The organism is Rhodovulum visakhapatnamense (assembly GCF_004365965.1).
In the GTDB taxonomy this organism is placed as follows: domain Bacteria; phylum Pseudomonadota; class Alphaproteobacteria; order Rhodobacterales; family Rhodobacteraceae; genus Rhodovulum; species Rhodovulum visakhapatnamense.
On record NZ_SOEB01000025.1, the window covers coordinates 52533 to 64904 of the forward strand.

A 12372-nucleotide genomic window follows, 5' to 3' on the forward strand; every position below is an offset into this window, starting at 1 on the left:
GTCGCTGTTGCGCCGCGGCGCAGCCTAGAACCGGTAGCCGACCCGAACCCCGAAGCCGAGGCCATCATTGCCGTCGAACTTGCCGAGCGAGGTCGTGGCGTCGCCGATTTCAACATAGCGGACGCCGCCGGTAACCTCCATCGCGCCCCGGGTATAGGTCGCAGCCAGCCCGATCGACCGGAAGCCGTCGGTCGGGCCGAGGTTTCCGACCTCATCGCCCTCGTGCTTTTCATAGCCCACCAGGATCGCACCGGACCAGTTGTCGTTGAACTTGCGTCCGAGCCCGAGGTTGTAGGTGATAACGTCGTTACTGTAGGAGACCAGCGCGTCGGTGATCCCCGGGATCTGGCCATAAACCGTGGGATCGATCTCGAAGGCGGTCCAGTCGACCCAGCGGATCGAGCCGAACAGAAGCGTATCGGCCGCAACGCCGGTCTGAAATTCCAGCATCAGCGATTGCGGGATTTCGGTCTCGAGCTTGGTGGCCGACCCGCCCGGGTTGACGAGGCTTTCCTCCCAAGTATTGAAGTCGTGGGTTATCGAGGAATTGTAGGTCAGGGCGACGCGCGCCGCGATTTCGGGTTTTTCCCAGGCAATGCCGAGAACATAGCCGAAATCCGTCTCGGTCGAGGAGGTCATCGAATAGCTGCCGATGCCCGGAAGCGCGACCGTGCCCGATGTCTTCAGAGCCCTCACCCCGCCGATCAGGCTGATATTCGACGGCAGTTCATACCGCAGAAGTGCCGTCAAGCCGGTTGAGTTGATGTCGGCACGGGCATTCGCGAGGCCTGGGGAGGGCACGCCATAGGGATAGTTCGTTCCGCTCGGATAGGCGACATCCGCACCGATCGGTTCGTCGAGGATCAGCGCGACATCGACGGACTCGCCAAGGTCCTGTTTGAAGGCCAGCGCATAGCTGTTATAGCCCGGCGCCATGTCGCCAGAGCCAAGCCCGGGGGCGCTCCGCGACTTGCCGCTCACATCCGGACTGAACCGGCTGAAGCCCAGTTCGACATAGGTGCCCTGTTCGAAAAGGATCCCGACCGAGGGGACCGATCTCTCGATCCCGCCCGCAAAGGCCGGGCCTGTCGTAACAGCAGCCAAAACGGCCGCCCCAACGGCATATTTCATTCTTTCCTCCCACTTTTTGACTTTTACAAAAGGCTAGCGGGCGCGGGCTTCACCGGTCAATTGCTAACGCGACGTTCGCCGGGGGGCCATCCGGTTTTCCTGACCAGCGTGTCGCGGGCGTCCCACTTCTCCGCGCAAATTGAGGAAATTGGCCCCGAGAATAATTGCCGCACCGACAAGGACCAACGGATCGAGGGGTTCGTCGTAAAGCATCATGCCGACCAGCGCGATCACGGGCAGGCGCAGGAAATCGAGCGGCATGACGATGCTGGCGGGCGCGACCGCCAGCGCACTGGTCAGGCAGAAATGCGCGGTGAGCCCGGCCAGCCCGATCACGGTCAGCGGGACCCAGGCGGCGGGCGAGGGCCAGGCGATCTGGCCGTCGATGCCCGCGCAGGCAAGGCCGAGCACGGTCTGCATGGCCGTCAGCCAGAAGAGGATCGAGACGATCGACTGGCTGCGCGTCAGCCGTTTGGTGAACAGCGCCGATCCGGCAAAGCAGATCGCGGCGGCCGCGGCGGCCATCGCCCCGGGTTCCAGCGCGGCCGGGTTCGGCCGGGCCACGAGGAGAATGCCGAGAAAGCCGATGAAGGCCGCCAGCGCCCGGGTCGGGGTCAGCCTCTCGCCCAGAATGGCGGGGGCCAGCAGCGCGACCCAGATCGGCGAGGTGAATTCCAGGGCGAAGACCTGTGCCATCGGGATCAGGCCCAGCGCCAGGAACCACAGGTTCTGTCCGGTGAAATGGCAGACATTGCGCAGCGCATGCAAACCGAGCTGGCGGCGCGAAATCTCGCCCAGCCGCCCCAAGGTCCCGCCGACCGCCAGCACCAGCCCGAGGCCGATCAGCGAGCGGTAGAGCATCAGCTCGAAGGTATCGAGCTCGACCGAGACCATTCGCCCCGCAACCGCCATCGAGGAGAAGGCGGTGATCGCTCCGGTCATCCACAGGGCCGCCCGGAGCACAGGGGTCATGACGGCGCGCTCATTCGGGCAGACCCGCGATCTTCAGGTCTCTGGGGGGGCCGTCGGCGGCACTGTCACGGGCGGTGCCCGCCTTGCGGGCGCGGTGGGCGTCGAAGGCCGCGGCATCGGTGAATTCCTCGTCCGGCAGGAACCGTCCCGGCCGGTCGGGATCTTCGTGCATCTCGAACCGCACGCAGCCGGGCTCGGCGCGGGTCAGGCGCAGATGCTCGGCGGCGGCCGCGCGCAGCTGCGCACGGCGTTCGGGCGGGGCCTCGATCCAACCGGTGACGGTCACTCCCATTCGATGGTGCCCGGGGGCTTCGAGGTGATGTCGTAGGTCACCCGGTTGATGCCCTTGACCTCGTTGATGATCCGCGTCGCGGTTTCGCCCAGGAAATCGTGGGTGAAGGGATAATAGTCCGCCGTCATGCCGTCGACCGAGGTCACGGCGCGCAGCGCGCAGGCATAGTCATAGGTGCGCCCGTCGCCCATCACGCCCACGGTACGCACCGGCAGGATCGCGACGAAGGCCTGCCAGATCTCGTCGTACAGCCCGTGGCGGCGGATCTGGTCGATATAGACGGCATCGGCCTTGCGCAGGATCTCCAGCTTTTCGCGGCTGATCTCGCCGGGGCAGCGGATCGCGAGGCCCGGACCGGGGAAGGGGTGGCGGCCGATGAAGCTGGCGGGCAGGCCCAGTTCGTGGCCCAGCGCCCGGACCTCGTCCTTGAAGAGCTCGCGCAGCGGCTCGACCAGCTTGAGGCCCATCTTCTCGGGCAGACCGCCCACATTGTGGTGGGACTTGATGGTGACCGATGGCCCGCCCGAGAAGCTGACGGATTCGATCACGTCGGGGTAAAGCGTGCCCTGGGCCAGGAATTCGGCCCCGCCGACCTCGGCCGCGTGCTTCTGGAAGACGTCGATGAAGAGCTTGCCGATGGTCTTGCGCTTGACCTCGGGGTCGCTGACGCCTTCGAGCGCGCCCAGGAACAGGTCCGATTCATCGGCATGGATCAGCGGGATGTTGTAGTTGTCGCGGAACATTGCCACGACTTCTTCGGCCTCGTTCAGCCGCAGAAGCCCGTGATCGACAAAGACGCAGGTCAGCTGATCGCCGATCGCCTCGTGGATCAGCACCGCCGCCACCGAGCTGTCGACGCCGCCCGAAAGTCCGCAGATGACCTTGGCATCGCCCACCTGCTCGCGGATCTTGCGGATCGCCTCTTCGCGATAGGCACCCATGGTCCAGTCGCCGGTGAAGCCCGCAAGGCGCACGAAATTCTCGTAAAGCGTCTTGCCGTTCGGCGTGTGGTGCACCTCGGGGTGGAACTGTACGGCGAAGAAGTTGCGCGAGAGGTCCGCGGTGATGGCGAAGGGCGCGTTGGGCGAGGTGCCGTAGACGGTGAATCCCGGCGCGATTTCGGCCACATGGTCGCCATGGCTCATCCAGACCTGTTCGCGGTCTTGGGCGAACCAGCCCGACAGCAGGTCGATCCGCTCGGCCGAGGGGGTGACATAGGCGCGGCCGAATTCGGCGGTGCCATGGCCCCGTTCGACCCGGCCGCCCAGCATCTGCATCATCACCTGCTGGCCGTAGCAGATGCCGAGGATCGGCACGCCAAGGGCGAAGACGCTCTCGGGCGGACGCGGCGAACCTCCGTCCAGCACGGAGGCAGGCCCGCCCGAGAAGATCACCGCCTTGGGCGCGAAGTCGGCCAGGAAGGCGTCGGTGACATTCTGGTAGGGATGGATTTCGCAATAGACGTTCAGCTCGCGCAGGCGGCGCGCGATCAGCTGCGTCACCTGGCTTCCGAAATCGACGATGAGAAGGCGGTCATGGGTGCTCATGGGGTCTCAATATGCGACCCCATGCGCCGTGGCAATCCCGCCGGAACCGGCCCCCGGCGGGGGCGGTCAGCGGATCGGCGACAAGAGTTCTTCGGCGGTCACGAGCGGACGCACGCCGTGGCTGTGATCCTCTTGGAAGACGTTGCCAACGGCGGCCCATTCGTAAAGCGAATTGATATCGAGCTTGGCGCAGGACGGGCGCACCGACCAGGTCACCTGCAGCGGCGAACAGGTGGCTTCGGTGTATTTCGGGCCGGTGGTCGAACCGGCGTAGAGGACCGGCGTGCCGGTGCCCTGGGGCAGGGCGCGCGGCTGGTGCAGCCCGTTCACCTGGGTGCCGCGATAGATGAAGTCCTTGAAGTCGAGCGCATTGTGATCGTTGACCAGAAGGAAGACCTGCGCCTCGACCCGCAGTTGCGGGTTCTGGCAGGTTTCCGACATGCACGAGCCCAGCCCCTTGCCCGGGGCCACGTCGCACGAGCTGTAGACCCAGTGGACCTCGATGGTGTCGCCCGGCTTCGCGCCGTGGAAGGCGCCTTGCCCGGCAGCTGGGTCTTTCAGCTCCTGTTCGGTCAGGCTGGCGGTCTCGTTGCACCTGAAGCCGCCATGTTCGCCCGTGCCCGCGCTGATCGAGAAGCCGGGGCCGGAATGTTCGGCATTGGTATGGGTGTGGATGTTGCAGAGGTTCAGCTCGGAGGCGGGCGGGGCCATGTTGAAGATCCGCCCGTTGCTGCCGCGGGTCATCGAGATGTCGCGCGGCGCCTGCGGTCCGAAGCCGTGGCAAAGCCCGTCAGCCAGGGCGTGGGTGCCGCGCGCGGCCCCATGATGTCCACCCCCATGCCCGTCCGCATCCCCATGCGCCGCGGGATCTGCGGCGGCCATCCGGGTGGCGTGAGCGGTGCCGTCGGCCGGAACGGGCGTGGCCAGGATGCCTCCGGCAATCGCAAGGGCGGTCGCGGCAAGAAGGGTGGGCAGGAGATTCGACATCTCGGTCCTCTCTGTCGTGCGGATCGGGCGCGGATGCGAGGTCGCAACCGGGCAAAGCGGCTGGCTGTGGCCCGCCCGGTCGCCAGAGGGCAGGCAGGTGTCGGTCGGGCCGGTTTTCGCCGGCTCGGCGGGCATTTCCCGGGCGGCGTCGCGCGCGGACGCGACGCTTTCAGACCTGCCGTCAAAACGCGGCTCCCGCGGGGCCGGTCATGGGCGGCCTTCGGGAAATTTCTGGACGTGCTTGGGCGCCTGTCCGCGCGAATGGGGCGGAACCTTGGCGACGGCGCGGGCCGATGTCGCGGACGGCGAAGGAAACGGCGCAAACCGCGCGGCCCTTGGCGCGGCATCGGCGCTAGAACCGGGAAAGGCTGGACCAGATCGACGGGAGACGTGCATGTCCGAGGCTGAGGGGAACGCAGGGCGCCGCGCCCGGGGGGGCGGCGGCGCCGCGCGCCGGGCCGCGCGCACCAATGCGGGCATCGAGACCGCGCGCTTCATCACCCGCAACATTCCCGATTTCGAGATCCTGAACGCCGAGGCGCTGGAACTGATCGAGGCCAATGCGGAAACCGTGCTGGCCGAGATCGGGGTCAATTTCGTCGACAACCCGGGCGCGCTGGCGCGCTGGCGCGAGGCGGGCGCCGAGATCGAGGGCGAACGGGTCCGCATCCCGCGGGGCCTCGCGCGCAAGCTTTGCGCGACCGCGCCCGCCCGCTTTGTCCAGCATGCCCGCAACCCCGAGCGCAATGTCGAGATCGGCGGGCGCAACCTGGTGCTGGCACCGGTCTACGGACCGCCCTTCGTGCGCGATATCGACGGCGGCCGGCGCTATGCGACGATGGAGGATTTCCGCCGCTTCGTGCAGCTGGGCCAGATGTCGAAATGGATGCACCATTCGGGCGGCACCGTCTGCGAACCGACCGACGTGCCGGTGAACAAGCGCCATCTCGACATGATCCATGCCCACATGACCCTGTCCGACAAGCCGTTCATGGGCTCGGTCACCGAACCCTCGCGGGCGCGGGATTCGGTGGCGATGTGCGAATTGCTGTTCGGCAAGGACGTCGTGGCCGAGAACACGGTGATGACCTCGCTCATCAACATCAACTCGCCGCTGACCTTCGATGCGACGATGATGGGCGCGCTCGAGGTCTATGCCGCGGCCAATCAGGCCTGCATCGTCTCGCCCTTCATCGTGGGCGGCGCGATGGCGCCGGTGACGGTGGCGGGAACGCTGACCCAGGTGCTGGCCGAGGTTCTGGCGGGCGTGGCCTATTCGCAGCTCGTGCGGCCCGGCGCGCCGGTGATCTTCGGGGCCTTCGTTACCTCGATCGACATGAATTCGGGGGCCCCCACCTTCGGCACGCCCGAGGCCAGCCAGATCCTTTACGGCGCGGGCCAGCTTGCGCGGCGCCTGGGGCTGCCGTTCCGGTCGGGGGGCGCGCTTTGCGGGTCCAAGCTGCCAGACGCGCAGGCCGCCTACGAAACCGCCGCCACGCTGAACGCGGCGCTCTTGGGCGGGGTCAACTTCATGCTGCACGCGGCGGGCTGGCTGGAAGGCGGGCTGGTCGCGAGCTATGAGAAATACGTGATGGATGCCGACCAGCTTGGCGCGCTGCACCGGATGGCGGCGGGCATTGCCACCGACCCGGCGGCGCAGGCGATGGACGCGCTGCGCGAGGTGGGCCCTGGCGGGCACTTCCTTGGCTGCGCCCATACCCAGGCGCATTTTCGCGACGCGTTCTGGCGCACCGACCTTCTGGACTACAAGCCCTTCGAGACCTGGGACGAGGAAGGCGCGCGCGACACGGCCACGCTTGCGGCCGACCGGGTCACCCGGCTTCTGGCGCGCTACGAGGCGCCACCGCTCGATCCGGCGCGACGCGAGGCGGTCGAGGATTACGTGGCCCGGCGCAAGGCGGACATGCCAGACGCCTTCGTCTGACCGGAGACCTGCCCCGGTGAGGGGCGGCTCGGCCCTGGCCGGGCCCGCCCCTCACTCTGTCGTCCGCTGGCTTTCGAAATCGCAGATCAGCCGGGCTTCGGCCATCAGGGCGATCAGCAGCTCGATATGCCGCGCGGTCGAGTACCCGGCGTCTCCCGACTGCCGGATGGCTTCCATTCGTTGTTCCTGATCGATCAGCCAGGCCAGCACCGTCTGGGCGTTGTCCGGCAGCCGCCCCTGCATGAGCCGCGCGAGGTCGCGTTCGCGGCGATAATCGCCAAGGCCGAACCTGGCCGCACGGACCAGCAGGCGAGGGCGGCGCAGCGTGGCGAGCGTGGCGGGAAGCATGTTCATGGCGCGATCTCCGAGTGATGACAGGAGGCATCCTCGCACAACCTGAGCGGGTGTTGCGCATCCGGCATTTTGGGCGCGCGTTATCCACAGAAATTTTTATGATTTGGAAACAAGAATGAACGTGTGGATTTATTCTTAACCAAACGGTAACCAAAACAACCTTGGATTGTATTGTGCGGTCGCCTGGTGCTCCATGGGACCGCCTCTCCAAAAAGCTCAAGAGAGGTTTGTTGTGGGAACGCAGTGCCCAAATCAGTCCGCTCCGGCCTGGCTCCCGCAGGCGGCGCGGCTATATCTGGCGCATACCGAGGCAGGCGTTTCATTGCGCGAACTAGCCCGGATCGAGGGGTGCCATCCCTCGACGGTCATGCGTCAGGTGCGCCGGGTCGAAACCCGGCGGGACGACCCCCTCATCGACGACGCGCTGAACCGGCTTGGCGGCCAGTCCGATGCGTCCGCCCCCCAGAAGGAGAGCCCCCATATGTCTCCGACAACGCGCCCGCGGCCCCCGGCAGCGGACGAGTCCACGATCGACCGCGAGGCTCTGCGCCTGCTGCGGCGCCTGAACGAACCCGGTGCCTTCATGGCGGTCGCCCGCGACATGGAGAAGGCTGCCATTCTGCGCGAAAGCGCCGATGGCCAGACCACCCGGACCGCCGTGGTGGATCGCTCGGTTGCCGAGGCCTTCGCCCTGAAGGACTGGATCACCTGCCGCAACCGTGGCCGGGTAACGATCTACGACATCAGCACCGCCGGGCGCGCCGCGTTCAAGCGGCTGCAGGCCGAAAAGATCGAGCGGCGCGAAGGCTTCGGCGAGGCGCCGACACCCTTTGCCGCCCAGCATCGCGACTGGGAGGTGCAGAAGAACGCCCGCGCCGAGCGGATCCGTTTCAACCGCGCCGAGTCGCCGCTGGCCATTCTGGCACGGCGAAAGGAGAAGGACGGCCACCCGTTCCTGAGCCACGACCTGGTGGCGGCAGGCGAACGGCTGCGCGAGGATTTCGAGGTAGCGCAGCTGGGGCCGCGGGTGGCCCAGAACTGGGACCGGTTCCTCACCGGGGGCGATCGCGGGACGTTCTTCGGCGCGGATGGAGCATCCGGAGGCTCGGCCGCGGCCCGGGACCGCGTGGCCGCGGCGCTGCGCGAGCTGGGTCCGGGGCTTGGCGACGTGGCGCTGCGCTGCTGCTGCTTTCTCGAAGGGCTGGAGCAGGCCGAGCAGCGCATGGGCTGGTCGGCGCGCTCGGGCAAGATCGTGCTGCGGATCGCTCTGCAACGCCTGAAACGGCACTACGACACGCTGGGCGACCGGTCGGGCTTGATCGGCTAGGCGCAGCCGGCGTGTGGGGGGGGGCGGGGTGCGAACCGCCCCCCGACGCCGAACCGGCCCATACGGCGGTGGCAAACAGTCCCTCCGCATGGGCCGTCAGGTGCCGCCCGGGGGCCGCTGGCCCCGGGCGGCGCGCCCGCCCTCACGGCTGTCCGGCTCCGTGCCTCAGGGCATCAGCCGCCGGACATAGCCCGGCAACGCGAAAGCCGCCTTGTGGATCTCGGGCGTGTAATAGTCGGTCTCGATGGCCGCCGCCGCGAACCGCGCCTCGATCTCGGCCAGCGTCGCCCCGCGCCCCGGCCCGTCGGTGCCCCAGCCGAAGGCCATCGGCCCGCCGGCATAGGTGGGCACCGTCGCCATATAGCAGCCCCAGTCGGCAAAGAGCGCCTTGAAGGCGCGCATCGAATTGGTCAGTTCCTCGCCCTGCACGAAGGGCACGCCGTTCTGGGTGACCAGAATGCCTCCCTCGGTCAGCGCGCGCTTGGCATGGCCGTAGAAGGTGTCGGTGAAGAGCACCTCGCCCGGGCCGACCGGGTCGGTGGAATCGACGACGATCACATCGAATTTCTGGTCGGTCTTGCGCATGAAGGCGGCCCCGTCGTCGATCACGAGGGTCAGCCGCGGGTCGTCGAAGGCGCCCTTGCTGATGCCGGGCAGATAGGTCTTGCAGAATTCGACCACGCCCGCGTCGATCTCGACCATTGTCACGCTCTCGACCGAAGCATGCCGCATCGCCTCTCGCGCCATGCCGCCATCGCCGCCGCCGATGATCAGCACCCGCCTGGCCGCGCCATGGGCGAGGATCGGCACATGGGTCAGCATCTCGTGATAGATGAAGTTGTCGGCCTCGGTCACCTGCACCACGCCGTCGAGCGTCATCACCCGCCCGAAGCGCGGGTTTTCGAAGACCCGCAGCCGCTGGTGGTCGGTCTGGCTGTCATACAGCACCTCGGTTTCCTCCAGCGCCTGGCCATAGCCCTTGTGCAGGCGTTCGAGGGTCCAGCCCGGGATCGGGGTGTCGGTCATCGCGTCGCTCCTTGAGATCTGTCGGATGGGGACCCGGCCGCGCGGGTCAGGTCGGAAAGGCCTCGGCCAGGGCCTGCGCGCCCGCCGGGGTCAGATGAAGATGGCGCCCCCGGGCCGGACGGCGCAGCCAGTCGGCCTCGAGACAGCGGGTCAGAAGCGCCGCGCCCAGCGCGCCCGCGAGATGCGAGCGTCGCTCGCTCCAGTCCAGACAGGCACGGCAGAGCGGGCGCCGCCCGGGTCCGGTCCGGGGCAGGGGGATGCCGAGCCCGGCGAAGAAGGCCGCGCCCCGGTCGGTCGGGGCCACGTCCTCGCGCGTGACGGTCAGATACCCGCGCGCCGCGAGGCTGTCGAAGATCGCGACCGCGCGGGCGCCCGCCATATGGTCGTAACAGACCCGGATTTCGCGGAGGGCTGCATCGCGCGGGCCGGGGCGGCTGCGCAGATGGCCCTTGGCGGCGGCAAGCCCGCTCAGCGTCTCGAGTGCGCTTGCGACCTCGTCTCCGGCCAGCGCGAAATAGCGGTGACGGCCCTGCTTGTGCGGCCAGATCAGCCCGGCCTCGGTCAGCTGCGCCAGATGCCCCGAGGCGGTAGCAGGCGCGATCCCGGCCTCGCAGGCCAGTTCGCCCGCGCTCGGCGCCCGGCCCGACAAAAGCGCCGTCAGGATCGACGCGCGGGCCGGGTCGCCGATCAGCGCGGCAATGCGGGAAATGTCGGGACCGTCCTTCATGGGGCCAGCCTTCCGGGGCTCGTCATCGGGGTCAAGTCGAAACCCTTCGGTCGGGGCCGAAACACCGGGGCGCGCAATGCGGGCAGGATCGGCCCCGGTGCACATCCCTGGGAGACCGCCATGACCGTCCGCCAAACCGTCCTGTTCCCGATCCGCAGGGCCAGCACCGGGCCGCTTGCGCGGCTTTTCGCGCGCTGGCTCAGAAACCATCGCACCCGGGCGGATCTGGCCCGGCTGGCACCGCCCCTGTTGCAGGATATCGGCATCGACGCCAAGACGGCGCGCCGCGAGGCGGCGCGACCGTTCTGGCGCGGCTGACCGGCGATGCGTCCGTGTCAGGCCGCGACGCGCGCGGCCACCACGTCCTCGCCGCGCAGCAGCTCCTTGACCCGGATATCGCCCGCGTCGAAGGCCGCACGCAGCACCTCGACCGCCCGCCACGGCTCGGCATCGCCGCACATGAAGACGTCGAAGGCGCCATAGCCGATCTCGGGCCAGGTGTGCACCGAGATATGGCTTTCGGCCAGCACGGCCACCCCGCTCACGCCCTGGGGGCTGAACTTGTGGGTGTGGATGTGCAGAAGCGTCGCGCCGCATTCGTCGACGCAGTCGCGGAACGCCTTCTGGATCCGGGCCTCGTCGTCGAGCCCCTCGCCGTCGACCACCTCGATGATGAGATGGGTTCCGGCGAAGATCCGGCCGTCACGGCGTATGAAATGATCGTCACGCGCGTCGTCAAAGACGTCGCGAGTGGCGTTGACGGCCGCATGGCCGCGGTGATCTTCCGCATGGGCGCCTGTCTCCAGACCGATCCCCAGTCGGAAGAGGTTGGCGTCAGTCATGGCGCGCCCCTTCTTACCAGCAGATTGAATCCAGCCGGTCCCTTAGCGCCCCCCCGGGAAGATCCGAAGTTGGGATCGGGTCCGATCGTCCGGCTCACCTAGGGAAGGTTTCGGATTCGATCAATAGAAAACTCGCGAAAAGGCCCAGAAAGTGCCCCATGTCGCACCAAAACCTGCCGCGTTGCGGCGCGCCTCGTTCGGTGACGTCGCGTGATCGCGCGCTTTCGGCGAGGTCCGGAATGCGGTTCTTGCCGTGTCGAGCTGGAACAATTAAAAGCCTATCCATTGGGGGCCGTGCCGGTGGGGGCCGCTGCGGAGATCCCTGTACGAGTTCTTTTTGGGGGAATACTTGAAATGAAAATGGAATTCCTGCTTGGGACCGCGATGGCGGTCTCGCTCGGAGCGGCTGCGCCCGCGGCGACCCTTTCGGCCTCCGAGATCCTTGCCCAGTTCTCGATCGTCACCGCAGGCGATCTCGACACCAACCAGGACAATTACGGCCGCGCCTATGTGGGCGGCAATCTGGTGGCTTCGGCCGGCAAGGCGGATTTCGCCAATCGCCCGCTTCCGGCCTCGGACTATGCCGACGTGATCGTCGAAGGCAACGTGACCGGATCCGGCGGCGTTCGCATCGGAAGCAACGGCACCACCCTGGCGGTCCGGGGCGACGTCTCTGTCGATACCGTGCAGTTCGGTGTCGAGCGGACCGGCGAGGTGCTGGCCGGTGGCACGCTGTCGCCCACGACCAACATCAACAACAGGGAAACGCCCTCCTTTGACGGTGTTCGGGTCGAAGACGGGCTTGCGGGCAACACCGCGTTCGAGGCGCTGTTTCCGACCGATGTCGTCGACACGCTGAACCAGGCGTCCGAGGATCTGTCGAAACTGGCGGCCACCGGAACGGCGACGGTCAGCGGTGGCGGCAACACGCTGAACATCGCGGCGACCGGCGGCGGCATCAGCGTCTACAACTTCGACATCTCCGATTTCGGCGGCTCGATCGGTCAGATCGACTTCAACCTTGGCGCGGCCGACACGCTGATCCTGAACGTCGCGGGGTCTTCGATCCTGATCGAGGACAACATGCTGGGCCTGCAGGCCAGCGACGGCCAGCGCATCATCTGGAACTTGTTTTAGAATGACCCCAGCTCTCACACAGTTTGCGGGGGTTGCCGGCCGGGCAGATCAACCCGGTCGGCAGCGGGGGACGGATCGATCTGGA

At 67.4% G+C, this 12372-nt stretch carries 13 protein-coding genes; 4 read left to right on the forward strand and 9 right to left on the reverse strand.

The genetic code is table 11. The annotated features are described in order from the left end of the window. Window positions 1–24 precede the first annotated feature (24 nt). From EV657_RS17830 to EV657_RS17850, 5 genes are all read right to left on the reverse strand, one after another. Window positions 25–1131 (reverse strand): hypothetical protein, encoded by a 1107-nt coding sequence (locus EV657_RS17830; RefSeq protein WP_134079160.1) that lies wholly within the window; start codon window positions 1129–1131, stop codon window positions 25–27. 63 nt (window positions 1132–1194) lie between these two features. Then, entirely contained in the window at window positions 1195–2103 is a 909-nt protein-coding gene (locus EV657_RS17835) for a DMT family transporter (RefSeq protein ID WP_134079162.1), read from the reverse strand. Between the two features lie 10 nt (window positions 2104–2113). Then, the gene (locus tag EV657_RS17840; protein WP_243837718.1) at window positions 2114–2389 is read right to left on the reverse strand and encodes a putative quinol monooxygenase; all 276 of its coding nucleotides are present in this window, start codon (window positions 2387–2389) and stop codon (window positions 2114–2116) included. Beyond that, complete coding sequence (guaA, locus tag EV657_RS17845) at window positions 2386–3942, reverse strand: glutamine-hydrolyzing GMP synthase (RefSeq protein WP_134079165.1); 1557 nt, start codon at window positions 3940–3942, stop codon at window positions 2386–2388. The genes EV657_RS17840 and guaA overlap by 4 nt, the downstream gene beginning before the upstream one ends. A gap of 66 nt (window positions 3943–4008) precedes the next feature. Further along, the gene (locus tag EV657_RS17850) at window positions 4009–5064 is read right to left on the reverse strand and encodes a delta-class carbonic anhydrase (RefSeq protein ID WP_243837720.1); all 1056 of its coding nucleotides are present in this window, start codon (window positions 5062–5064) and stop codon (window positions 4009–4011) included. Window positions 5065–5323: 259 nt separating this feature from the next. On the opposite strand from EV657_RS17850, the gene EV657_RS17855 reads away from it, so the two are divergent. Beyond that, window positions 5324–6874, forward strand: a complete 1551-nt coding sequence (locus EV657_RS17855; RefSeq protein WP_134079167.1) for a trimethylamine methyltransferase family protein — start codon at window positions 5324–5326, stop codon at window positions 6872–6874. 51 nt (window positions 6875–6925) lie between these two features. Here EV657_RS17855 and EV657_RS17860 read toward each other — a convergent pair whose 3' ends face one another. Beyond that, window positions 6926–7228: a DUF6477 family protein gene (locus tag EV657_RS17860; protein ID WP_075785830.1), complete on the reverse strand. Its 303-nt coding sequence runs from the start codon at window positions 7226–7228 to the stop codon at window positions 6926–6928. Window positions 7229–7550: 322 nt separating this feature from the next. On the opposite strand from EV657_RS17860, the gene EV657_RS17865 reads away from it, so the two are divergent. Continuing rightward, window positions 7551–8555: a DUF6456 domain-containing protein gene (locus EV657_RS17865; protein WP_243837722.1), complete on the forward strand. Its 1005-nt coding sequence runs from the start codon at window positions 7551–7553 to the stop codon at window positions 8553–8555. 165 nt (window positions 8556–8720) lie between these two features. Here EV657_RS17865 and speE read toward each other — a convergent pair whose 3' ends face one another. Both speE and EV657_RS17875 read right to left on the reverse strand, forming a co-directional pair. After that, window positions 8721–9581 (reverse strand): polyamine aminopropyltransferase, encoded by an 861-nt coding sequence (gene speE / locus EV657_RS17870; RefSeq protein WP_113668627.1) that lies wholly within the window; start codon window positions 9579–9581, stop codon window positions 8721–8723. Window positions 9582–9627: 46 nt separating this feature from the next. Then, complete coding sequence (locus EV657_RS17875; RefSeq protein WP_134079170.1) at window positions 9628–10308, reverse strand: ArsR/SmtB family transcription factor; 681 nt, start codon at window positions 10306–10308, stop codon at window positions 9628–9630. Between the two features lie 120 nt (window positions 10309–10428). Between EV657_RS17875 and EV657_RS17880 the strand changes: the two genes are divergently transcribed. Beyond that, complete coding sequence (locus EV657_RS17880) at window positions 10429–10626, forward strand: DUF1127 domain-containing protein (RefSeq protein ID WP_113668629.1); 198 nt, start codon at window positions 10429–10431, stop codon at window positions 10624–10626. A 17-nt stretch (window positions 10627–10643) separates the two neighbouring features. On the opposite strand, the gene speD is transcribed toward EV657_RS17880, so the two are convergent. After that, entirely contained in the window at window positions 10644–11150 is a 507-nt protein-coding gene (gene speD / locus EV657_RS17885; protein ID WP_075785835.1) for an adenosylmethionine decarboxylase, read from the reverse strand. 354 nt (window positions 11151–11504) lie between these two features. On the opposite strand from speD, the gene EV657_RS17890 reads away from it, so the two are divergent. Further along, entirely contained in the window at window positions 11505–12287 is a 783-nt protein-coding gene (locus EV657_RS17890; protein WP_134079171.1) for a collagen-binding domain-containing protein, read from the forward strand. Window positions 12288–12372: the final 85 nt, after the last annotated feature.

Bases quoted from the DNA above. Each gene is read 5' to 3' on its own strand.
- EV657_RS17855 (WP_134079167.1), top strand. From the start codon at position 5,324: ATGTCCGAGGCTGAGGGGAACGCAGGGCGCCGCGCCCGGGGGGGCGGC.
- EV657_RS17875 (WP_134079170.1), bottom strand. From the start codon at position 10,308: ATGAAGGACGGTCCCGACATTTCCCGCATTGCCGCGCTGATCGGCGAC.
- speD (WP_075785835.1), bottom strand. From the start codon at position 11,150: ATGACTGACGCCAACCTCTTCCGACTGGGGATCGGTCTGGAGACAGGC.
- EV657_RS17890 (WP_134079171.1), top strand. From the start codon at position 11,505: ATGAAAATGGAATTCCTGCTTGGGACCGCGATGGCGGTCTCGCTCGGA.
- EV657_RS17880 (WP_113668629.1), top strand. From the start codon at position 10,429: ATGACCGTCCGCCAAACCGTCCTGTTCCCGATCCGCAGGGCCAGCACC.
- EV657_RS17860 (WP_075785830.1), bottom strand. From the start codon at position 7,228: ATGAACATGCTTCCCGCCACGCTCGCCACGCTGCGCCGCCCTCGCCTG.
- EV657_RS17835 (WP_134079162.1), bottom strand. From the start codon at position 2,103: ATGACCCCTGTGCTCCGGGCGGCCCTGTGGATGACCGGAGCGATCACC.
- EV657_RS17850 (WP_243837720.1), bottom strand. From the start codon at position 5,064: ATGCCCGCCGAGCCGGCGAAAACCGGCCCGACCGACACCTGCCTGCCC.
- speE (WP_113668627.1), bottom strand. From the start codon at position 9,581: ATGACCGACACCCCGATCCCGGGCTGGACCCTCGAACGCCTGCACAAG.
- EV657_RS17830 (WP_134079160.1), bottom strand. From the start codon at position 1,131: ATGAAATATGCCGTTGGGGCGGCCGTTTTGGCTGCTGTTACGACAGGC.
- guaA (WP_134079165.1), bottom strand. From the start codon at position 3,942: ATGAGCACCCATGACCGCCTTCTCATCGTCGATTTCGGAAGCCAGGTG.